The sequence below is a fragment of the Nocardiopsis lambiniae genome, assembly GCF_031845465.1.
Lineage (GTDB): Bacteria > Actinomycetota > Actinomycetes > Streptosporangiales > Streptosporangiaceae > Nocardiopsis > Nocardiopsis lambiniae.
Window position 1 is genome coordinate 18,008 of the sequence record NZ_JAVREP010000029.1, and the last position, 21,261, is coordinate 39,268.

22 protein-coding genes are annotated in these 21,261 nt (G+C 71.6%); 7 read left to right on the forward strand and 15 right to left on the reverse strand.

The window, feature by feature from the left end:
- Window positions 1–108 precede the first annotated feature (108 nt).
- The 5 genes from RM479_RS25840 to RM479_RS25860 form a co-directional block, all read right to left on the reverse strand.
- Window positions 109–501: a GatB/YqeY domain-containing protein gene (locus RM479_RS25840; protein ID WP_311514297.1), complete on the reverse strand. Its 393-nt coding sequence runs from the start codon at window positions 499–501 to the stop codon at window positions 109–111.
- 289 nt (window positions 502–790) lie between these two features.
- On the reverse strand, window positions 791–1,039 hold the full coding sequence (locus RM479_RS25845; protein ID WP_311514298.1) for a hypothetical protein: 249 nt from the start codon (window positions 1,037–1,039) through the stop codon (window positions 791–793).
- Window positions 1,036–1,212: a hypothetical protein gene (locus RM479_RS25850; protein WP_311514299.1), complete on the reverse strand. Its 177-nt coding sequence runs from the start codon at window positions 1,210–1,212 to the stop codon at window positions 1,036–1,038. The genes RM479_RS25845 and RM479_RS25850 overlap by 4 nt, the downstream gene beginning before the upstream one ends.
- A gap of 172 nt (window positions 1,213–1,384) precedes the next feature.
- The gene (locus RM479_RS25855) at window positions 1,385–2,608 is read right to left on the reverse strand and encodes a hypothetical protein (protein ID WP_311514300.1); all 1,224 of its coding nucleotides are present in this window, start codon (window positions 2,606–2,608) and stop codon (window positions 1,385–1,387) included.
- Between the two features lie 484 nt (window positions 2,609–3,092).
- On the reverse strand, window positions 3,093–3,713 hold the full coding sequence (locus RM479_RS25860; protein ID WP_274810478.1) for a TetR/AcrR family transcriptional regulator: 621 nt from the start codon (window positions 3,711–3,713) through the stop codon (window positions 3,093–3,095).
- Between the two features lie 55 nt (window positions 3,714–3,768).
- On the opposite strand from RM479_RS25860, the gene RM479_RS25865 reads away from it, so the two are divergent.
- Window positions 3,769–5,226 carry an aldehyde dehydrogenase family protein gene (locus RM479_RS25865; protein WP_311514301.1) on the forward strand — a complete coding sequence of 486 codons (1,458 nt, stop codon included), beginning with the start codon at window positions 3,769–3,771 and terminating at the stop codon, window positions 5,224–5,226.
- 1 nt (window position 5,227) lies between these two features.
- Here the strand turns inward: RM479_RS25865 and RM479_RS25870 are convergent, their stop codons facing one another.
- Window positions 5,228–5,962: a polysaccharide deacetylase family protein gene (locus RM479_RS25870; RefSeq protein ID WP_311514302.1), complete on the reverse strand. Its 735-nt coding sequence runs from the start codon at window positions 5,960–5,962 to the stop codon at window positions 5,228–5,230.
- A 133-nt stretch (window positions 5,963–6,095) separates the two neighbouring features.
- Window positions 6,096–7,631: a polysaccharide deacetylase family protein gene (locus tag RM479_RS25875; RefSeq protein WP_311514303.1), complete on the reverse strand. Its 1,536-nt coding sequence runs from the start codon at window positions 7,629–7,631 to the stop codon at window positions 6,096–6,098.
- A gap of 167 nt (window positions 7,632–7,798) precedes the next feature.
- On the opposite strand from RM479_RS25875, the gene RM479_RS25880 reads away from it, so the two are divergent.
- The gene (locus tag RM479_RS25880) at window positions 7,799–8,257 is read left to right on the forward strand and encodes a hypothetical protein (protein ID WP_311514304.1); all 459 of its coding nucleotides are present in this window, start codon (window positions 7,799–7,801) and stop codon (window positions 8,255–8,257) included.
- Window positions 8,258–8,340: 83 nt separating this feature from the next.
- Here RM479_RS25880 and RM479_RS25885 read toward each other — a convergent pair whose 3' ends face one another.
- Window positions 8,341–9,402: a pyroglutamyl peptidase gene (locus RM479_RS25885; protein WP_311514305.1), complete on the reverse strand. Its 1,062-nt coding sequence runs from the start codon at window positions 9,400–9,402 to the stop codon at window positions 8,341–8,343.
- A gap of 192 nt (window positions 9,403–9,594) precedes the next feature.
- Between RM479_RS25885 and amaB the strand changes: the two genes are divergently transcribed.
- From amaB to RM479_RS25900, 3 genes are all read left to right on the forward strand, one after another.
- Window positions 9,595–11,139, forward strand: a complete 1,545-nt coding sequence (gene amaB / locus RM479_RS25890; protein WP_311514306.1) for an L-piperidine-6-carboxylate dehydrogenase — start codon at window positions 9,595–9,597, stop codon at window positions 11,137–11,139.
- A gap of 138 nt (window positions 11,140–11,277) precedes the next feature.
- Window positions 11,278–11,745, forward strand: a complete 468-nt coding sequence (locus tag RM479_RS25895) for a MarR family winged helix-turn-helix transcriptional regulator (RefSeq protein ID WP_311514307.1) — start codon at window positions 11,278–11,280, stop codon at window positions 11,743–11,745.
- Window positions 11,746–11,805: 60 nt separating this feature from the next.
- Window positions 11,806–12,234: an organic hydroperoxide resistance protein gene (locus tag RM479_RS25900; RefSeq protein WP_311514308.1), complete on the forward strand. Its 429-nt coding sequence runs from the start codon at window positions 11,806–11,808 to the stop codon at window positions 12,232–12,234.
- 183 nt (window positions 12,235–12,417) lie between these two features.
- On the opposite strand, the gene RM479_RS25905 is transcribed toward RM479_RS25900, so the two are convergent.
- From RM479_RS25905 to RM479_RS25920, 4 genes are all read right to left on the reverse strand, one after another.
- On the reverse strand, window positions 12,418–13,428 hold the full coding sequence (locus RM479_RS25905) for a hemolysin family protein (RefSeq protein ID WP_311514309.1): 1,011 nt from the start codon (window positions 13,426–13,428) through the stop codon (window positions 12,418–12,420).
- Window positions 13,425–14,807 carry a hemolysin family protein gene (locus tag RM479_RS25910; protein ID WP_311514310.1) on the reverse strand — a complete coding sequence of 461 codons (1,383 nt, stop codon included), beginning with the start codon at window positions 14,805–14,807 and terminating at the stop codon, window positions 13,425–13,427. Before RM479_RS25910 ends, RM479_RS25905 begins: the two co-directional genes overlap by 4 nt.
- A gap of 266 nt (window positions 14,808–15,073) precedes the next feature.
- On the reverse strand, window positions 15,074–15,634 hold the full coding sequence (locus RM479_RS25915; protein WP_311514311.1) for a TrmH family RNA methyltransferase: 561 nt from the start codon (window positions 15,632–15,634) through the stop codon (window positions 15,074–15,076).
- 163 nt (window positions 15,635–15,797) lie between these two features.
- A complete protein-coding gene (locus tag RM479_RS25920) occupies window positions 15,798–16,448 on the reverse strand; it encodes a class I SAM-dependent methyltransferase (protein WP_311514312.1) in 651 nt (216 codons plus the stop codon).
- Between the two features lie 139 nt (window positions 16,449–16,587).
- Between RM479_RS25920 and RM479_RS25925 the strand changes: the two genes are divergently transcribed.
- Complete coding sequence (locus RM479_RS25925) at window positions 16,588–17,094, forward strand: dsRBD fold-containing protein (protein WP_274810465.1); 507 nt, start codon at window positions 16,588–16,590, stop codon at window positions 17,092–17,094.
- A gap of 237 nt (window positions 17,095–17,331) precedes the next feature.
- Complete coding sequence (locus tag RM479_RS25930; RefSeq protein WP_311514313.1) at window positions 17,332–18,603, forward strand: APC family permease; 1,272 nt, start codon at window positions 17,332–17,334, stop codon at window positions 18,601–18,603.
- A 40-nt stretch (window positions 18,604–18,643) separates the two neighbouring features.
- Here the strand turns inward: RM479_RS25930 and RM479_RS25935 are convergent, their stop codons facing one another.
- The 3 genes from RM479_RS25935 to RM479_RS25945 all read right to left on the reverse strand — a co-directional run bounded on the left by RM479_RS25935 (window position 18,644) and on the right by RM479_RS25945 (window position 21,231).
- A complete protein-coding gene (locus tag RM479_RS25935; protein WP_311514314.1) occupies window positions 18,644–19,417 on the reverse strand; it encodes an NUDIX hydrolase in 774 nt (257 codons plus the stop codon).
- Window positions 19,414–20,142 (reverse strand): HAD family hydrolase, encoded by a 729-nt coding sequence (locus RM479_RS25940; RefSeq protein ID WP_311514315.1) that lies wholly within the window; start codon window positions 20,140–20,142, stop codon window positions 19,414–19,416. The genes RM479_RS25935 and RM479_RS25940 overlap by 4 nt, the downstream gene beginning before the upstream one ends.
- A 141-nt stretch (window positions 20,143–20,283) precedes the next feature.
- Entirely contained in the window at window positions 20,284–21,231 is a 948-nt protein-coding gene (locus tag RM479_RS25945; RefSeq protein ID WP_311514316.1) for a VWA domain-containing protein, read from the reverse strand.
- Window positions 21,232–21,261: the final 30 nt, after the last annotated feature.

Here is a 21,261-nt window from a genome sequence, read left to right on the forward strand (position 1 = left end):
GGAGTGCGTCGAACACGCGAGCCCTTCGCGCGGGGCGTGCGGGGCCGGTCGGGACGGACCGACGACGCGCGACGGTGGGCTTTCCGGATCCCGGAGGGGCCGGATCCCCTACACGTACTTTCCGAGGGTGTCGGCCTCGCGGCGGAGCCGATCCGCCGCCTCGTGCCTGCCGTGGGCGTCGTAGCGGTCGGCCTCGGCGACGCGGTCCGTGATCTGTGCCCGTAGGAGGGACCGGACCTCCTCGGCGGACAGGGTGCGGCGTTCCACTTCGGTCGAGCCGACGCCGACCCGGGTGCCGGCGACGTGTTCGCTCGACGCGCCGCCGTCCGTGTGCGCGGGCGCCGTGATCGCCTCGGCGTTCTCGATGGCGGCGATGGCGGTGCGCAGCGCGGAGACGGTCTCGGGCTCACGGGCTTTCATCGCGGCGACGAGGTCGGTGCGCATCATCGAGCGCAGCGCCTGTGCGTCGTGGGGTGGTCGGGGTGTAGGGGGCGTGTTCATAGTAGTGAAAAATACCCAGAACATCCCTTTCCTGCAAGATTATAAAGAAGGATGAGGCTGTTCGGGGATATGACGTTCGGATGTGGCGGGGTGGGGGCACCACTTCGACATCCCCTTCGAGACCGTCGCCGGACGCGTTCGAGGAAACCGAGATGTGCCGGTGGTGGCGGCCCCGCGATCTGCTCCCCGGCAGGGTGGAGGAACTCATCGACGAGCACAGCGGCATGGAAGGGAAGACGCGGGGCCCACGGACGGGGTTGCGGGCGGCGTTCGACCGGGAGGGGCGGGCTCAGTCGGGGCGGACGGAGACGGCCACGACCCGGTGGTCGTAGAGCAGCACGGTGCACACGAAACCGACGCCGCGCAGGTGGCGCACGAACGGGTCGTCCGGGTGGTCCGGGTGCGCGATGGTCGGCACCTCGGGGTCGTCGGCCGCCGCCAGCGAGAGCAGGGCCTCGCCCGCGCGGATGCGCAGTCGGGCGGGCAGGTGCCGCAGGTGGGCGCGGGCCGCGTTGGTCAGGGTCAGGCTGCGCTTCAAGCGGCGCGGCCGTTCTCCTCGGCGTCGGTCAGCAACAAGGCCATGAGCTCCTCGCGCATCTCCTCGGGCTCTCCCGCCGGGATGGTGTACCCCTCCGGGACCAGTCCCGCGTCGGCGCGTTCCCTCGCGTGGGCGATCAGCTCGGCCTCGTTCGCGGTGGCTCGGGGTTCCATCGGCGGATCCTCTCGGAGGGCTGTCCGGGCGCTCGTGGGCTCACGGTATCAAATCGTCTCCCTCCCGCCGGGGGACTTCGTGGGCCGCGTGGGGGCCTTCCGGGGGGCGGGCGTCGGTCGGTGGGGCACCGGTTCCGGTGCGCGGAGGTGCCCCCGAGCGCGTGGCCGGAGGTCAAGCCGCCGCCTCCGAGGCCGTGCGGTGCCCGCAGGTCGGGCAGGGCACCGCGATGACGCCCGCGCCCGTGGGGTCCAGGCGCAGCACCGTTCTGTAGCGGGGCGAGGTCCTGTCGGCGTTGCAGCGTTCGTCCTCGCACTTCGGGCGCGTGAACGCGTCGTCCACCGACGTTCCGCCGAAGGTCCCCACGAGCACGCCGGCGGACGGACGGCGTGGGTGCACGATCTCGTTCGGCTCGCTTCGGCACACCCCGCCGCACAGCGCGCAGGCCCCGCCCGGAACGTTGCGGACGCTCGGATGCTCCGGGCAGGTGTCGGCCGCTCTGCCCGTCGAGTCGAGGACGAACGTCGGAGGCCGCGAGAACGCGTCCCCCTCGAACGCCCCCTCGATCACCGTGCCCAGGGCGTGGTCGTTCCAGGCGCGGACGGTCTCCGGTGAGGCCAGGCGTTCGCGCAGGGCCGCGAAGGGCCGGACGGTGTCCTCCCAGCCGGTCAGGACGCGGGTGAGTTCGTCCTCGGTGACGCCGGTGGCGCGCAGCGCGACCAGGCGGCGGGCGAGGGCGGCGCGGTCGCGGACGGGGAAGCGCAGGGCCCCGTCCGGGATCCGGGCGAGGAGGGCGAGCGCCCACGGCGGCGCGACGGCCGCGCGCCCTGGGGTTTGGCGCCCACGGACGGAGGTCGGAGAAGGGTCTTCGGGGCAGGGGTCGGAAGAGAAAGGGTCCTCAGGCCATGTTGACCCCTCGCCACAGGTCATCTTGACCTCTCGCGACGGGTCGATGTGACCTGTCGTGGGTTCGGGCCTGCTCTGCGGGGTGAGGGGTTCCTCGCCCAGGCGGGCGCGGACCTCGTTGATCTCCTCCAGGACCGGCCCCTTGAAGGCGTCGGCGGGGATGAGGAGTTCCAGGACGTCCGGCAGCAGGTCGGCGCGGAACCGTCCGGAGGCGAGGTCGGCGGCGAAGAAGGCGTGGCGCTCCTCCCGGGAGAGCTTGCGCACCAGCCCCGCCGCGACGAGGTCCTTGAGGGCGCGCTTGGCCGTGGACTCGCTGAGGGTGCCGCCGGAGCGGGCGGCCAGGGTCCGCAGGCGCAGGAAGCACCAGCGTCCGTCGAGGTCGGCCGCGTCGGCGATGATCGCGGCGGCCGTGTGCGCGCGGGTGGTGGGGAACAGCCCCTTCCTGAGGGCCTCAAGGACCCAGATGGCCGGGACGAACCCGATCCCCTCCATGGCCTTCTCGGGCCGTTTGCGCGGGGGAGGGGTCTCTCGCGTGTCCCGGTTCCGGGCGCACGACATCGTGGCACTAGGATGCATCCCTAGCCGCCTTCCTGCTGGTTTCAGGTCGGTTGGTCAGGGGCCGTTCGGTGTTGGTAGCACCGGGCGGCCCCGCTCTTTTCCGTGGTGGGGGAGTCACGGGGTGGAGTTATGGGGGCAGCCTAGCGTGATCCCGGGCGTTGCGGGCCCGAACGTCATATCCATGTTCGAACCCTGACTAGGGCTGAGGTTCCGCGCGCCGCCGGAGGTGGCCGCCGCGGGTGTCCGCGCGGTCGGAACGGGCCGCCCCCTCGACATTAATGAATCTACGTCGTAAAGGTGGGGGTTCCGGAAACGACGGACCCACAACCACCGATTCGCGTGCGGCTACGCCGCACACCCCTCCACGGCCCCGCCTCGGAAGGGTCCGGCGTGTCGTGGCCGACGGGGGAGTCGGGCCCTACTCCGTCCGGGCGCCCAGGGCGCGCAGGAGGTAGGGCAGCAGTCGTTCCGCCACCTCCGCCCCCGGTCGGGAGTCGGGGGTGTGCGGGATCAGGAACGTGTGCGTGATCATCGGCCCGATCACCAGCTCGCCCACCACCACCGGGTCCTCCACGGGCGGGATCTCCCCCCGGGCGACCGCGCGGGTCAGCAGGGTCGCCACGCGGTCCTGCAACGGCGCCACGTACTCCTGCGTCAGCACGTCCGCCAGCGCCCGGTTGTGGGCGGCCTCGCCCAGGATGGCGCGCAGCAGCCGCCCCGAGGGCCCGTCCAGGGCGGTCGCCTTGTCGTGCAGCAGCGTGCGCAGGTCCGAGCGCAGGCCCCCCGTGTCGCGGTCGGGCCCCAGATCCTCGGCCCAGACCCCGGCGGCGCCGATCACCAGGTGCTCCTTGGAGCGCCACCGCCGGTACAGGGTGGCGGTGGAGACCCCCGCGCGGCGGGCGACGGCGGCGGTGGTCAGCCCCCCGTACCCGTGCAACTGGAGTTCGGTCAGGGTGGCGTCCATCAGCGCGCGATCCCGGGCGGCGTCCCTCGGCCTTCCTCGGCGGGGTGTCGTCTCCGGCAGATGGTCCGTGGTCATGGTGACATCCTACGGGCCCTGTTCAAAACGAAAAGGTTTCGTTTAGTATTCGGCCATGACCAACGACACCCCCGGCACCCCCACGGTCCAGCAGGCCACGATCCAGAGCGCGGTCCCCGCCCCCATCGACGACGGCGCCGGCGAGAGGATCGCCGCGCGGGTGCGCGAACTGCGCGCCGTCTTCGCCTCCGGCCGCACCAAGCCCATCGACTGGCGGCGCGCCCAACTGCGGCGGTTGCGCGCCCTGCTGGTGGAGGAGCGCCCCGCTCTGGAGAGGGCGCTCAAGGCCGATCTCGGCAAGAGCCCCGTCGAGGCCCACACCACCGAGATCGGTTTCGTGGTCAACGAGATCGACCACACCCTCAAGAACCTCGCCTCGTGGCTGCGGCCCAAGCGCGTCGCGGTGCCCATGGCCATGGCCCCCGCCAGGGCCCGCACGGTCCGCGAGCCGCTCGGCACGGTGCTCGTCATCAGCCCGTGGAACTACCCGATCAACCTGGCGCTGGCCCCCCTGGTCGGCGCCGTCGCCGCCGGCAACACCGTGGTGCTCAAGCCCAGCGAGCTGTCCCCGGCGACCTCGGCGCTCCTGGCCGAGCTGCTGCCCCGCTACCTGGACACCGAGGCGATCGCCGTGATCGAGGGCGGGGTGCCCGAGAGCACCGCCCTTCTGGAGCAGCACTTCGACCACATCTTCTACACCGGCAACGCCCAGGTGGCCCGTATCGTCATGGCCGCCGCGGTCAAGCACCTGACCCCGGTCACCCTGGAGCTGGGCGGTAAGAGCCCCGCGATCGTGGAGCCCGGTGTGGACCTGGCGACCACGGCCCGCCGTCTGGTGTGGGGAAAGTTCACCAACGCGGGCCAGACCTGTGTGGCCCCCGACTACGTGCTGGCCATCGGCGACACCGCCGACACCCTCCAGAAGGAGCTGGGCGCCGCCATCACCGAGATGTTCGGTGAGGACCCCAAGGCCAGCCCCGACTACGGGCGCATCGTCAACGAGCGCCACTTCGACCGGCTCACGGCCCTGCTGGAGGGGGGAACCGTGGTGGCGGGCGGTCGCGGCGACCGCGAGGACCTGTACCTCGCACCGACGATCCTGGGCGACGTCACCGCCGACACCCCGGTCATGGCCGAGGAGATCTTCGGACCGATCCTGCCCGTGCTCCGGGTCCCCGACCTGGACGCGGCCATCGCCTTCGTCAACGAGCGCGACAAGCCGCTGGCCCTGTACGCGTTCACCGAGTCGGACACCACCAAGCGCCGGTTGACCACCGAGACCTCTTCCGGTGGCCTCGGGTTCGGTCTGCCCATCGCCCACCTGGCCGTGCCCGACCTGCCGTTCGGCGGGGTGGGCGAGAGCGGGATGGGCGCCTACCACTCGTCGGCGTCGATCGACACCTTCTCGCACGTCAAGTCGGTGCTGGACAAGTCGTTGGCGTTGGACACCATGCGGCTCGCCTACGCGCCGATCACCGATCTCAAGGAGAGGATCCTGCGGCGGATGCTGTAGGTCAGCGGGCGTCGGTGATCGCGGTGCCCGGCTCCATGTCCTCACCCGCGAGTTCGGAGACGGTCACGAAGTGGTAGCCGTCCTCGGCCAGGCCGTCGAGGATGTCGGGGACGGCGTCCACGGTGCTCTCGTGGATGTCGTGGAAGAGGACGACGCTGCCCTTGTCGGTCTCCTGGAGGGTCACGTCGGTGACGGCGTCGCTGTCGCGGCTCTGCCAGTCGAGGGTGTCGACGTCCCACAGGACGATGGGCTTGTCGATGGCCTCGCGCGCGGTGTCGTTCAGGGAGCCGTAGGGCGGGCGCATGGTGGTGGGCGTCTCGCCGGTGACGTCCTCGATGGCCTTGTCGGTGCGCGCGAGGTCGTCCCTGATCGCGTCGCCGGACAGGGTGGCCAGGTCGTCGTGGTCCCAGGTGTGGTTGCCGACCTCGTGGCCTGCGTCGGCCATGCGCTCGACGGTGTCGGTGAAGTCGCCGACCTTGGAGCCGAGCACATAGAAGGTGGCCTTGGCGTCGTGGTCGTCGAGGGCGTCCAGGACCTCGTCGGTGTACGGGCCGGGGCCGTCGTCGAAGGTGAGGGCCACGCACTCGACCTGGGCGCAGTCCAGGTTCTTCGCCTCGGCGGAGAGGGTGGTGTCGGCCGCGGCGGGGGCGGCGGGGAAGAGGAGCACGGACGCGGCGACGGCGAGTCCGCCGGTCGCTCCCAGGGCGATTTTGTGTTTCGGAAGCGTAACGTTCACGCAGGTGAATGTATGCGAGCCCATGACCTGGGAAAAGGGAAAACCCCATGAAGTGACGAAGCACTCTTTGCGCTCATCGGGGAATGAAACGCGTGAAACCCCGCCTCAGCGGGGTTTCACGCGTTCCCGCCGGTCAGCCCACGCGCGCGTCGGTGTACACGTCGCCCGGGGACAGTGCCTGGAGACCGAACAGGTCGGTCACGGTGACGAAGTGGTACCCCTGGTGGTGCAGTCCCGCCAGCACCTCGGGTACGGCGTCCACCGTGGTGGGGTGGATGTCGTGGAACAGCACCACACTGCCGGAGGTGGTGTGCGTCAGGGCGTGCTCGGCGACCTTGGCGGTGTCGCGGCTCTGCCAGTCCATGGTGTCCACGTCCCACAGGATCAACGGCTGGTCCACGGCCTTGCGGACGGTCCCGTTGAGCGACCCGTAGGGCGGACGGATGGTCCACGGGTCCGACCCGGTGATCGCGCGCACCGCCTGGTTGGTGCGGCCGATGTCCTTGGCGACCCCCTGCTCGGACATGCCGGCCAGGTCGTCGTGCTTCCAGGAGTGATTGCCCATCTCGTGGCCCTCGGCGTGGGTCCGCTCCACCACCTCGGGGAACTCCTCCACCAGCGAGCCCAGCACGTAGAACGTGGCGCGCGCGTCGTAGTCCGCGAGCATGTCGAGCAGCCGACCGGTGTCCTCGCCGGGTCCGTCGTCGAAGGTCAGCGCGACGCACTTGAGTCGGACGCAGTCCAGGGAGTCGCCCTCGGCGGACAGTTCGCCGTCCAGGGGGAAGTCGGGTTCGCCCAGCGCCGCCTGGCGGGCGTGGTAGCCCAGCTCCGACAGCAGGTCCTCGGTGGCCTCGGCCTCCACGGGCAGCAGCACCTCGCTGACCCGGCCCGCGCCGGGCACCTCGCCCGGTTCCATGCGCACCGCCAACCCGCCGGCGGTGCTGAAGGCCAGGTCGGCCAGGGGTGAGCCCTCCCAGAGTTCGGCGGCCCGCAGCGCCTGCTCGGGATCGGACAGGTCCAGGGGCTCCCCCTCGCCGTCCCCCGACGCCGGAGAGGCGCCGGCGGCTGCCTCCTCGGGTTCGGACTCGGCCTCCGTGACGCGTAGGGCCACCTCGCCGACCAGGCCGGGCAGCTGTTCGGTCGGCATGTCGTAGCCCTCCTCCAGCACGGCCGCGACGGCCAGGTGGGCCCTCTCGATGGCCGCCTCGTCGCGGAACAGCGAGGTCCAGGGGACGATCGCGTCGTTCTCGACGTCGTACCACAGGGTGCGGGCCGCGAAGGTCTCGTTGACCCCGGCCTTGAGGGTCTCCGTGACGCGGACCCCCACGACCCGGGGTGAGGCCGCCAGGACGGTGGAGTCCTGGAACAGTTCGGGCGTGCCCCGGTCGGGCAGGTCCTCCATGAAGGCGGTCTGGCGCTCGGCCATCGAGGTGTGGATCTCCGTGGTCAGCGGATGGTCGGGGCCCAGGACCGGGTAGCGGTACCCGACGGTGCCGGCGTCGGTGGTCACCGAGCGGGTGCCCACCGTCATTCCGGGCCACGCGTCGAGTGGGACGCGCACCGCCTCCGCGTAGGGCAGGGCCTGTTCCGCTGCGTGGCAGCCCGGTACCAGGAGCAGTCCCAGGGCGGCTGTGATCGCGACTTTTCGGCGAAGTGAGGTGACAAGCACGAGGGGACCATATCGGAGGTGGACCCCCCGGGTGGAATCGGAACGCGCCCGGATGGGGACTCTGTGTCACCTTTTGGTGAAGTCCGGACCTGCCAGAACCCCGGGTCCGTGACGGGCGTCCAAGGGCATGACGTGGGAACGCCCGCGCACACGTGTGAAAGGGACTCATGAATCACGGTCCAGGACCCGGCTGGCCGCCGAACAACGGCACCGGAGGGTACTTCCCCCCGCCTTCGGCGGGTGGTGGCGGGTACCCGCCACCACCGCCGGGTGGTCCGGGCGGTTACCCGCCTCCTCCCTACGGAGGTCCGGGCGGCTATCCCCCGCCCGGGGGCGGTCACCCCCCGCCTCCCCCCGGCGGGGGGTACGGAGACCGGGAACCGCCCTTCGGTCTCGGCGCGCCCATCGGTGCGATCATCGCCAACGTCATCGGCCTGTGCCTGTGCACGTGGATATCGGTCGTCGGCCTGGTCCTGGGCATCATCGGTGCGGCGATCGCCACCAGCAGCCCCCAGGCCGCCAAGGTGTGCACGATCATCTCCTGGGTGCTGTTCGCCGTGGGGGCCGTCGGCTTCGTGCTCGTCCTGATCATGTACGGCGCGACCGGGATCCTCGCCTACATGTAGGTGCGCGGTTCCCCGCCGGAGGCGTCGATCGCGGGGGACGCCGGAACGGGCGCGCGGCCGAGGGCCGCGCGCCCGTCGGCGTGTCAGGCGACGCCGGCCGCCACCGTCGCCACGATCTCGCGGACCCGGGCCAGGACCGGCGCGTGCTCCTCGATGGAGTCGGTCCGCGGCAGGTGCACGTGTCCGGCGGGGATCGACGAGCCGGCCCGGTCGCGCAGCAGCGTGTTGCGGTAGGCGATCTCGTTGGACAGGTAGTCGCCGCCGCCCCCGCGTCTGGCCGTGGAACCCTCGGTGGGGCCCTGGGGGCGTACGACCGGTTCCTCGGCTCCGGCCGGGACCTCGGTGACCTCCGTGTTGATCACGACGGGTCCCCCGACCCGGTCGACGATCAGGTCCAGGGGCAGGGACGAGCGGGTCCATTCGGGCGCGTCGGCGGCGAGGGCCCGACCGGTGCGGGCCACGCCCAGGTTGTCGGTCCCGCCGCCGCGCCACACCCCGTTCCACACCTCCAGGTCGAACCGGTCGGGTCGGCCGCGGCTGAGGGTGAGGACCGCGTCGGCCTCGCCGTAGGCGCGGCCCAGGGCCTCCTCGACCAGCCCGGCGTCGAAGTCGCTCCAGCGCACCGGGAAGACGGCGGTGCGCACCACGGCGGTGCGCTCGCCCACGGTGAAGGTCCACCCGTTCAGGTCCAGGGCGGCGGCCCCCGAGGGGTTGGCGCAGGCCGGGTCCTCGTCCAGGCGGAAGGGGTCGAACCCGGTGACGACGACGCGCAGGAGCCGTTCCCCGGGTGGGAAGACCAGTTCGGTGATGCCGCGCGAGGCGGTCTCCAAGAGGTGGAGCAGCCCGGAGCGGTCGGCCTCGGTGAGGTCGAAGGTCGGCTTCCAGGTGCGCAGTCGGGCGGCCAGGAGCAGGCGTGCCCAGTACAGGGGGCGGTCGTCGACCGTTCCGACGTCGGTGCGGGCGGCCTCCGTCCACAGGCGTGAGGCGTGGGAGGCGACGGTCTGGCGGGCCTCCTCCGGGTCGCCGGCGTCGTTGAGGTCGGCGCCGAAGAGGGGATCGGCGGCTCCGAAACCCGAACGTTCGAGGATCCTCCGGGGGACGTCGAGGGTGGCGCGGTCCTCTTCGGGGGTGATGTCGTGGTGCAAGGGATCGCTGTCTGTCTCGGAGGCGGCCCCGGCGGCGGCCGGGGCAGGGGCGCCCGAGTCTAACGCCGGCGACACCGGGGCCGGCGAGGGGGATCGGGGGTGCGGTGAAACCCGACGATGGGGCTGGACCGAGGGCGCCGCGCTTGACAGGGTGTTGAGTGTCCTGCCCCCTCTCGACGAAGAGAGTCTCACATGAACACTTCCGCACTCCCCGACACCGGGCACCTCGCCGAACGCGCCGAGGAGGCGCTGGCCCGGTGCGGTGTCGAGCGACTGCCCGAGCCGGTCGGTGCGGCCGGGACCGCTCGGACCCCCGTGACCGGGGGGATCCTCTTCCCGGTGGAGTTCGACACCGCCGACTCCACGGCGCGGGCGATCACGGCCGTCCAGGGGGCCTTCCCGGCATGGCGTGACACCCCGGCTCCGGTGCGCGGGGCGTTGGTGCGGCGGTTGGGCGAGTTGCTGCGCGAGCACAAGGAGGACCTGGCCGAGCTGGTCACCCTTGAGGCGGGCAAGATCCGTTCCGAGGCGCTGGGCGAGGTCCAGGAGATGATCGACGTCTGCGAGTTCGCGGTGGGGCTGTCCCGGCAGTTGTACGGGCGGACGATGCCCTCGGAGCGGCCCGGGCACCGGCTCATGGAGACCTGGCACCCCTTGGGCGTGGTCGGGGTGATCACCGCGTTCAACTTCCCGGTGGCGGTGTGGTCGTGGAACACCTGTATCGCGCTGGTGTGCGGTGACACGGTGGTGTGGAAGCCCTCGGAGCTGACGACGTTGACGGCGTCGGCCTGTCACGCGCTGCTGATGCGCGCCGCGCGGGAGACCGGGGCCCCGGCCGACGTGCACCGGGTGGTGCTGGGGGGCCGCGAGGTGGGCGAGGCGCTGGTGGACGACGCCCGGGTGGCGCTGGTGTCGGCGACCGGGTCCACGGCGATGGGTAAGGCGGTGGCGCCGCGGGTCGCGGCGCGGATGGGACGGTACCTGCTGGAGCTGGGCGGCAACAACGCCGCGGTGGTGGCCCCCTCGGCCGATCTGGACCTGGTGATGCGCGGCAGCGTGTTCGCGGCGGCGGGCACGGCGGGGCAGCGCTGCACGACGCTGCGCCGGCTCATCGTGCACGAGGACGTGGTGGAGGAGGTCGTCGAGCGGATCACGGACGCCTACGGGCGGCTCCGGGACCGGATCGGGGACCCCTTCGCCGAGGACACCCTGGTGGGTCCGCTGATCGGTGAGCGCGGCCACACGGCGATGCGCGACGCGCTGGCCCGTGCCGAGGCCGACGGCGGTCGGGTCCTGGTGGGCGGGTCACGGCGGCTGGAGGAGGCGGCCAAGGACGCCTACTACGTGGAGCCCGCGGTGGTGCGCATGCCCGCCCAGACCGAGGTGGTGCGCGAGGAGACGTTCGCGCCGATCCTGTACGTGCTGACCTACCGCACGCTGGAGGAGGCGGTGGAGCTGCACAACGGGGTTCCGCAGGGGCTCTCCTCGGCGATCTTCACCGGAGACCAGGCGGAGGCGGAGCGGTTCCTGTCCGCGGCCGGGTCCGACTGCGGGATCGTCAACGTCAACATCGGCACCTCGGGTGCGGAGATCGGCGGGGCCTTCGGCGGGGAGAAGGAGACCGGCGGTGGCCGGGAGTCGGGTTCGGACTCGTGGAAGGCGTACATGCGCCGGGCCACCAACACCGTCAACTTCAGCGGTGACCTGCCCTTGGCGCAGGGCGTCCGCTTCCTGTGAGGCACGGTGGGGCGGGTCGCCGGTGGGCGGCCCGCCCCGTCGGGCCCCGGCACGCGCGAAAAAAGATTTGTACTCAATCTTGTTGTACACAACCGATTCCTGTTACGGTGGGACCGCCCCGAGCACGGAGGAGGGACCATGGCCACCATCGAGGACGATCCGCTCGCCCTGGACAACCAGCTGTGCTTCTCCCTCTACGCGGCCTCCCGCGCCCTGACCGGGCTCTACCGGGAACTGCTGGGCGACCTGGGCCTGACCTATCCCCAGTACCTGGTCATGCTCGCGCTGTGGGAGCACCGCACCCTCAGCGTCAAGGGGCTGAGCCGGGTCCTGCACCTGGATTCGGGCACCCTGTCGCCCCTGCTGCGCCGGCTGGAGGGTGCCGGGTTGATCACCCGCACCCGCAGCTCCGCCGACGAACGCGTCGTCGAGATCGGTCTCACCGACAACGGCGCCGCGCTTCGCGGGCGGGCCCTGGGCATCCCCGCCCGGCTCCTGCGCGCCTCGGACCTGTCCACCGGGCGGATCCGCGAACTGCACGCCACCCTCGACGAGCTCACCCGCTCGGTCGAGGCACTGTCCGCGCGCCGCCCCTGCGGGGAATGACGGACCGACGGACCAACGTCACATCGGCCCCGTCGAGCGGGGCCGTCAAGAGAGGAATCCATGGCATACGACGTCATGTACACCGCCCAGGCCACCGTCACCGGTGAAGGGCGCAAGGGTCACGGCAGCACCGGCGACGGGCGCCTCGACGTCGACCTGTCCGTGCCCAAGGGCATGGGCGGCGACGACGGCCCCGGCACCAACCCCGAACAGCTCTTCGCCGTCGGCTACGCCGCGTGCTTCCACGGCGCCCTCAAGGCCGTGGCCCGCAAGGCCAAGGCGGACGTCGACGGTTCCACCATCGAGTCCCACGTCAGCCTCGGCAAGTCCGACGAGGGCCTGGACCTGGAAGTGGAGCTGGACGTCACCATCCCCGGTATCGACCAGGCGAAGGCGGAGGAACTGGTCGAGGCCGCCCACCAGATGTGCCCCTACTCCCGCGCCACCCGCGGCAACATCGAGGTGAAGCTGTCGGTCAAGACCTCCTGACCGACGGACGACGGGGGAGGGGCGCCGCCCGGCGGCCCTCCCCTCGTCATGTCGCCGTCGAGACCGTCGGCGGCTCCTCGCCGCCCGTCGCGCCGGGCCGAGGTCGGGTCGGCGCCGACCTCGGACGGGCGTACGAGCGGGGGCCCTGGGTCGTACGACCCAGGGCCCCCGCGGACGTCACCGTCAGGCGGCGACCTCCAGCAGCAGCAACCGGTCCAGGATGTCCTGGAGGGTGACCAGACCGATGGTCCGACCGTCCTCCTCGACCAGGGACAGGTGGCTGCGGCTCTCCCGCATGATGCTCATCGCCGAGTACATCGGCGTGCTCGCCGGCAGCGTCAGCACCGGGCGCATCAGATCCGCGGCGGTCGTCCCGGGCGGGCCCACGAGCGCCTCGCGCACGTGCAGCACGCCCACCGGCTCATCGCCGTCCATGACCACCAGACGCAGGTGCGTGGACTCGCGGGAGACCCGCTTGATCTCCTCCACTCCGGCGTCGGGGCCCACCGAGGCGATCTCCCCACTCGGGGTGACGATCTCGCTCACCGGACGGGAGTTGACCTCCAGGGCGGTGGCCAGCTGGTCACGGCGTTCGGGGTCCAGCGCACCGGCCTTGGCCGAGTGCTCCACCAGTTCCCGCACGTCCTCGGGGTTGTGACCCGAACTCATCTCGTCCACGGCCTCGACCCCGAACCGGTGCAGGAACCAGTTGGCCATCCCGTTGAGGGCCAACAGCAGCGGTCGGGTGAACCACATGAACGCCCGCATCGGCAGCGCCAGCATGATCGCCGACTTCTCCGGGTGGGAGATCGCCCACGACTTGGGGGCCATCTCGCCCACGACCAGGTGCAGGAACGTCACCACGATCAGTGACAGCACGAAGGACACCACATAGCCGAGCGCGCCGGGCAGACCCCCGAACAGCGGCTCCAGCAGGTGGTGCACCGCCGGCTTGGAGATGGCGCCCAGGGCCAACGCGCACAGCGTGATGCCCAGCTGGGAACCGGCCAGCAACAGCGACAGGTCCCGGGCGCTCTTGACGGCCGCCCGTGCCGAGGCACTGGTCTTGGCGGCCTCCTCCAACCGGTACCGGCGGGCCGCCACCAGCGCGAACTCGATGGCGACGAAGAACGCGCTCAACGCGATGATGATGACGGTCAGCGTCACCGCCACCCAGATGTTCATGTCGCTCATGCGCGCACCTCCGCGGCCTGATCGGCGCCGGCCTCGTGCAGGCGGACCTCCACCGTGTGCGGCACGTGCCGCTGGACGGAGGCCACCCGCAGGGTCAGGGCCATGTCGGGGTCCTCATCGTGGGCGCTGCCCGGACGCGGCAACGCCAGTTCGACGGTGTCGCCCACCTCCGGCAACCGGTGCAGCTCGTGGATGACCAGACCGCCCAGGGTCTCGTAGTCGCCCTCGGGCAGCTCGTGCTCGATGAGCCGCTCCACCTCGTCGATGTGCAGCGCGCCCGGGACCAGGTAGGAGCCCTCGGCCTCCAGGTGCGCGGGGATCTCCTCCTCCGGGGTGTGCTCGTCGGCGATCTCGCCGACCAGTTCCTCGGCCAGGTCCTCGGTGGTGATCACACCGGCCAGACCGCCGTACTCGTCCACCACGCACGCGAACTCCTCGTTCGCCTCGCGCAGCTGGTCGAGGACGCCCGGCAGCGGCAGCGACGCCGGCACCATGACGGTCGGGCGGGCCACCTCGCTGACCTTGACCTCGTTCAGGTCCCGGTCGCCCAGCGCGAGCACGTCGCGCAGGCAGATGACGCCCACGATGTCGTCGACGCCGTCGCCCAGGACCGGGAAACGGGAGTGGTCGGAGGCCATGAGCTCGACGACCCGGCTGACCGGATCGCCCTCCTCCACGGTGGTGACCTCGGGCCTCGGGATCATCGCGTGCCCGGCGGTGCTCTCGTGGAAGTCCAGGGTGCGGTCCAACAGGGTGGACAGCTCGGCGGGAAGGTCCCCGCTCTGCTTGGACTCGGCGATGATGCTCTCCAGGTCGCGCGGGGTCGCCGCGTGCTGGACGTCCTCCACCGGCTCGATCCGCGCCAGCTTGAGCAGCAGGATCGCGGCCTGGTCGAACAGCCAGATGACCGGGCCGAAGATCTTCAGGTAGATCCCCGTGGACAGGGCCAGGGCGCGCGCGACCGGTTCGGGCCGGGCGATGGCCAGGTTCTTGGGGAAGAGCTCACCGAAGACCATCTGCACGACGGTCGAGAACAACAGCGCCAGAACGGTGCCGAGCGCGACGCCGATGCCGGTGGGCACCCCGACGCCGCCGAGGAGTTCGCCTACGCCCTCGCCGATCAGGGGCTCGGCGACGTAGCCGACGAGCAGCGCGGTGACGGTGATGCCCAGTTGGGCACCGGAGAGCATGAACGATGTGCGGTTGGTGATGTTCAGCGCCCGTTGGGCGCCGGCGTCACCCGCCGAGGCCCGCGCCCGCAGACGGGAGCGGTCCACGGCCATGTAGCCGAATTCCTGGGCGACGAAGTATCCCGTCGCCACGGTGATCAGGAAGACCACCAGGATCCCCAGGCCGATACTGAGAACGGTGCCGATCATCGGACACGCACCGCCTGGGAGGTGTTCCCGGTGTCACCGGGAACGGTTCTGTGAGGGCGCGTGCCCCCTGGAGAAGGAGGCTCGTCGGTTTCGGAGCCGCAGCATCCCTTGGGGATGCCGCCGGTACTTCGGGACGGGTCCACTGTTCCTCTCTCTGCGCTCATGCGCTCAGGATTTCGCCGTTTCGGGTACGGCTGTGACAGGTGGGAGACCTGTCCGCGATCAAGGACGAAGGAGGGCGGGGAAAAGTTCCCCGCCTCATCCGATCAGTTCCCGATCGCGGCGTCGGCCTCACCACCGAGGGAGGCCCACTCACGACGGCGGGCCTCGGCGAGCGCGATCGCGGTGGCCACGGCCACGTTCAGCGATCCCACCCGCCCGATCTGGGGAATATAGGTGATGGCGTCCGCGCCCGCCAGGAGGGCGGGGGAGCAGCCGTGGTCCTCGGCGCCGACGGCCAGGCACACGTCGGCCTCCAACGGGGCGGCGTGCAACGGCACGGCCCCGGAGGCCAGTTCGAGGGCGACCACCTTGTACCCGTCACCGCGGGCGGCGGTCAGCGCCTCGGCGGTGGAGTCGACCCGGACGTGGGCCACCTTGGCGGCGGTGCCCAGGGCGGTCTTGCCGACCTTGGGGTCCAAGGGGTCGGCGCTGTTGCCGGTGAGCCAGAGCCGGTCCACCCCGAGGGTCGCGCAGGTGCGCAGGATCGAGCCGAGGTTGTAGGGCTGGGTGACCGATTCGACGATCAGGGCGAGGCGCCCCTCGGTGCTCCTGCGCCATTGGCGGTTCAGGCGTTTGACGTCCGTAGGGCGCAACTGCGTGCTCAACTGCGGTGTGTTCCTCAGCGGGATCCGTGGATGGGTGTCGGCACCCGTCGGGTGCTCGCACCACAGGTTACCGGCAGGGGGGCCACCGTGCACGTGTGCCCGGACACAACGGGGCACACGTGTCGAAGGTGCGGTTTCCGCGCGGGCCGCGCCGGGCGGTCCCTCACCGGGGCGCGGCGTCCCCGTCGGTCCCGGCGCGGCGGACCGCCAACACGCGAAAGCCCGCCCGGGAGGCGACCCGCTCCGCGGGCAACCCCTGGGCGTCCAGCCACTTCTGGAGGGAGTCGGCGCCCAGATGGCGCTGCACCACCAGATGGGCGACCCCCTCGACGGACAGCCGGCCCAACCACACGCGCAGCAGGGTGTGCAGGACGTCCTTGCCGACGCGGATCGGCGGGTTGGACCAGATCGCGTCGAAGGGCCCGGTCAGCGCGGGGCCGTCGTCCTCCGCGGCCTCCCCCTCCGGGGTGATCAGCGCGAACCGGGCGTTGTCCAGCCCGTGTGCGGAGGCGTTGCGCCGGGCCAGTCCCACCGCGCGGGAGTTGACGTCCACCCCCAGCACGGTCGCGGCGGGGGCGCGCGAGGCCAGGGTCAGGGCGATCGGACCGTAACCGCAGCCCAGGTCCAGCAGCCGACCCTCGGGCGGGGGCGCCGGCACCGTCTCCAGCAGGACCCGGGTGCCCAGGTCGATCCTGTCGGGCGAGAAGATCCCGCGATCGGTGTGCAACCTCAGGTGCAGGTCGGGCAGGACCAGGTCGGCGGTGGAGGGACGGCTGGCGGCGTCCGGGTCGGAGTCGAAGTAGTGCTGGGCCACGCCGTGACGCTACCAGCACCGACGGGCGTCGGGGCCCGGGTAAAAACCTCACATGCCGCGGGAAACGACACGCCAAGCCCCGCCACGACCCGGTGGCGGGTGCCGAAGATGGAGGTAGCCGAGGTTTGCGGGGGAACCCATGCGAGCACAGGTAGGAGATCGTCTGGTCGTCGAGGGCCGGCGTGCCGACACGCACCGTCGGACCGGGATCGTCACGGGTGTCCGGGGGTCGGGTGGAGAGCCCCCGTACCGGGTGCACTGGCTCGACGCCGAGCGGGGACACGACGCTCTGGTCTACCCGGGACCGGACGCGCACATCGAACACCCACCCGGCACGGGGGCCGGGACGATCACGGAGGGGGCGCAGATGCACACGACCAAGCGCTGGAACGTCGACGTCGTCATCGCCGAGGAGAACGAGGGCGATGCCGCGCGGACCTGGGCCGAGGTGGGCATGGTCGCCGACGACGGTACGGCGCTGCGCGGACACGGCATGGCCCGCAAGCACCCGATGGACGTGGACGTCCCCGAGATCGGTGAGGAACTCGCCGTCTCCCGAGCCCTGTCCGATCTCTCACGTCAGCTCCGGCAGGTCGCCGCGGAGGACATCAACGACAACACCGGTACCCCGTGGCGTCCCACCTGATCGGGCGCGGCGAGCGGGAGGCACCGGACCCCCGACCCCACGGGTCGGGGGTCCTTCCCTGTCCGGCCCCTCCGCTCCGGTCCCGCGGGTGCCCGCAGGACCGGAAGTGGCCACCCTCACCCCGGGAGGAACGCACTCGGCGGTCACCGGCATCGGGCACACTCGAAACGTCGACCGGGAGGGAGGCCCCGGGCCCGAGCGCCCGCCATCGACGTCCATCAGGCAAGGAGACGCCCGTTGACCACCTCATCACCGCAGACCGGACCCGCACGGGCGCTCGGCACCGTCGACGCGGCCGCCATCGGCGCCGGCGCGATGCTGGGAGCGGGGGTCTTCTCCGTGTTCGCCCCCGCCGCGCAGCACGCCGGCGCGTGGCTGCCCGTGGCGATCCTCATCGCCGGGCTGGTCGCCTACTGCAACGCGGTGTCCTCCGCCCGTCTGGCCGCCTGCCATCCCGAGTCGGGCGGCGCCTACGTGTACGGGCGGGCGCGTCTGGGCGACCTGTGGGGCTATCTGGCCGGGTGGTCGTTCGTGGTGGGCAAGATCGCCTCCTGCGCCGCCGTGGCGCTCACCTTCGCCACCTACGTCCTCCCCGGTTGGGAGAGACCCGTGGCGGTCGCCGCCGTGATCGTGATGACCGCGGTGGGCCACCGGGGGATCCGACGTTCCACGTTCGTGGTCAAGACCCTGCTCGTCGTGGTCCTGGCGGTCCTGGCCGGGATCGTGGTCGCCATGTCGATGAGCGGCCGTCTGGCCGCCGTGGCCGAGATCGACGGTCTGGGCCCCTGGCCGGGGTCCTTCGGGGTGCTGGGCGCGGCCGGGATGATCTTCTTCGCGTTCACCGGGTACGCCCGGGTGGCCGCGCTGGGCGGCGAGGTCCGCCGTCCCGAGACCACCATCCCCCGCGCGATCGCCCTGTCCCTGGGCGGGGTGCTGCTGATCTACCTGGTGGTGGGCACCGGCACGCTCATCGTCCTGGGCCGGGAGAGGCTCATCGCCTCCACCGCCCCGATGATCGACGTGGTGCGGGTCGCCGGGCTGGAGTGGGCGGTGCCGCTCGTGGCCGTGGGCGTGGCCGTGGCCTGTCTGGGCGCCCTCGTCACCCTCCTGACGGGGATCACGCGCACCACCGCGGCGATGGCCGCCGACGGGCATCTGCCCCGGGTGCTGGACCGGAGGGTCGGCCGCCACGGGGTGCCGGCCTACGCCGAGGCGGCGATCGCCGCGGTCGTGGTGGTCCTGGTGCTGTTCACCGACCTGACCGGCGCGATCTCCTTCTCCGCGTTCGGGGCGCTGGTCTACTACGCCATCACCAACGCCTCGGCGCTGCGCCTGGGACCCGAGGAGCCCCGTCCCCCGCTCCTGGTGCCCCTGGGCGGCCTCGTGGGCTGTGTCGTGCTGGCGTGCAGCCTGCCGTTGCCCGTGGTCGGCGTCGGGGCCGTGGTACTGGCGTCGGGCGCCGCCCTGTGGTGGGTGCGCGAACGCCTGAGCGCCCGGACCCGCGACTGAGTCCTCCCGTCGCCCGACGGGGCCCTCGCGGCGTGACGTGTCAGGCCGGGCCGACCAGGTGTTCCAGTCCGCGTCGGGTCGTGGCGGACAGGCGCACTCCCCCCAGTTGGTCGGGGGTGAACCAGGCGCAGTCGGCGGTCGACCCGTTCTCCTCCAGCACCCGGGCCGGGCCCGGGTGGGCCACGTGCACGTGGGAGAACACCCACACCGCGTACACCTCGTGTCCGGTGAGCGGCACGCGGTGGTGGCTGGAGACGGTGATCAGCCGGCCCACCACGCCCTGCTGACCGGTCTCCTCCCAGACCTCGCGGCGCAGTGCCGAGCGCACGTCCTCGCCGGGGTCGACACCGCCGCCGGGCAGGTGCCAGGTGCCGGCGCCCGGGAAACCGTCGGCGATGAGGCTGAGCATGATGCGGCCCGTCGGGTCGGTGACGATCCCGTAGGAGGCCATACGGCGCAGCCGGGGTCGGTCCACGGCCGGGGCGGGCTCCTCCGCGACCAGCTCGGCGAGCATCGGTTCCATGCCGTGCGGCGGCAGGACGGCCGGCCAGGCGTCGACCGCTTCGGGGGTCGCGAAGACCACGCGGTCCACGTGCAGCGGGGTCGGGACGCGGCCGGGGGTCGAGGCGATCTCGGTGATCACGTCCAGGGCGATCAGCGGCGCCTCCTCGGACAGGCCGCCCAACCGGCGGGCGACGTCGGCCGGGTCCTGTCCGAAGAGCACCCGGGCACCGAACAGTCGCGGCCCGGCCGGTCCACCGGTGACCAGGTGCACGGTGACCCGGCGGGGGAGCGGCTCGGGGACCGGCGTCACAGGGACCCCGCGGCGAGGGAGGGCAGACCGACCAGACGCAGCAGTTCGTCCAGGTTGTGGACGGTGGTGACGCCCGGGTAGCGGCGGCCGTGGTGGCGGTCGATGAGCACCGGACGCATGCGCGAGGCCACCGCGCCCACGCCGTCGGCCTGGATCTGGTCGCCCACGTGCCAGCAGTCGGTGGTGTTCACGCCCAGGCGCTGGGCGGCGATGTGGAAGATACGGGGGTCGGGCTTGCCGGCGCCCGCGGTGTCGGCGCAGACCACGGTGTGGAAGTAGGGGGTCAGTTCCAGGGCCTGGAGCTTGGCGTGCTGGAGGGCCTCGATGCCGTTGGTCAGGACGGCCAGGCGGTACCCGGCCGAGGCCAGGGCGTTGAGGGCGGGGATCGTGTCGGGGAAGACCTGCCAACCGCTGCGGTGGGCGTCCAGGTACAGGCGGTAGAGCTCGTCGCAGTGCGGGTCGGCGATGCCGGAGTGGCCGGCCTGGACGGCCAGGGCCCGCACGCGGTCGCGGCGCTGCTGTTCCAGGCTCAGGTCGCCGCGCAGGTAGGCGCCGAAGGAGATCTCGGTCTGTACGTCCCACAGCATTCGGGCGGCGCCGAAGTCCGGGTGACCGAGCCGCTCCATGAGCGCGCGCAGCCCGGCCGAGGACGCGGCGACGTCGTCGATCAGGGTGTCGTCCAGATCGAAGCAGATGGCGGTCGGAGTGGCGGGCATGTTCGGCATCGTTCCTCAACTGGGTGAGCATGACAAAACATGCCAACGCTAACCCGTGCGGATGACGGGAAAGGGGCAAGCCCCACCCAAAGGGATGTGACCCAGGACACGAACAGCGTAGTTCGTCCCCATCCGCCGCACGTCACGAGCCTACGGAAGGCGCTGGAACCACAGCAACGAGGTCGCCGCCGTCGCCAGCGCCAACAGGATGGCGATCAGCACGAACCGTGTGACGATCTCCTCGTGAACCGTTTCGGTCCCCAACGACGACCCGATGTCCTCGTAGACGTCGTCCAGCTCGGTCTCGCTCTCGGCCTCGTAGAAGTGACCCTCGGTCACCTGGGCCAACTCCTGCAACGCCTCCTTGTCGATGTCCGCCGGGACCTGGTAGCCGTCGATCTCGATCATCGCCGCCCCGGTACCGAACGCGATCGTGGACACCGGCACGCCCTCCTGCCGGGCCGCCGCCGAGGCCTGGGCGATCTCCCGGCCGCTGGTGTTCTCCCCGTCCGAGAGCAGCACGATCGCCGACGGAGGCGGATCGTCCTGTGACTCCTCGTCGAACCCGCGGATCGCGTCGAGCGAGGCGAACACACCCTCGCCGATCGCCGTCCCCGGACCCAGCTGGAGGTTCTCGATCGACCCGATCACCGCCTGATGGTCATGGGTGGGCGAGGAGACCACCGTCGCCTGCGCCGAGAACGCCACCAGGCCCACGTTGAACCGGTCCGGCAACGTCCCCACGAACCCCTGCGCCGACTCCTTGGCCGCCCGCAACCGGTCCGGCTCGATGTCGGTGGCCGCCATGGACAACGACACGTCGACCGCGACGATGATCGTGGCACGCTCGCGCGGCTGCTCCACCGGCATCGCCGGAAGCGCCATCGAGGCGATCAACACCCCCAACGTCAGGGTGAACAACGCCGTGGGCACGTGTCTGCGCACGTCCGGCCGGTGCGGGACCACCTGGTCCAACAGGGACAGGTTGGTGAACCGCACCGTGTACTCGCGCCGCTGCGTCTGCGCGAACACGTACGCGCCCAGCAGCGGCACGAGCAGGAGCAGCCACCACAGCCGCTCCGGTTCCAGGAAGGTCATCGCCCGTTCCCCCGTCTCCAGCCACGACCC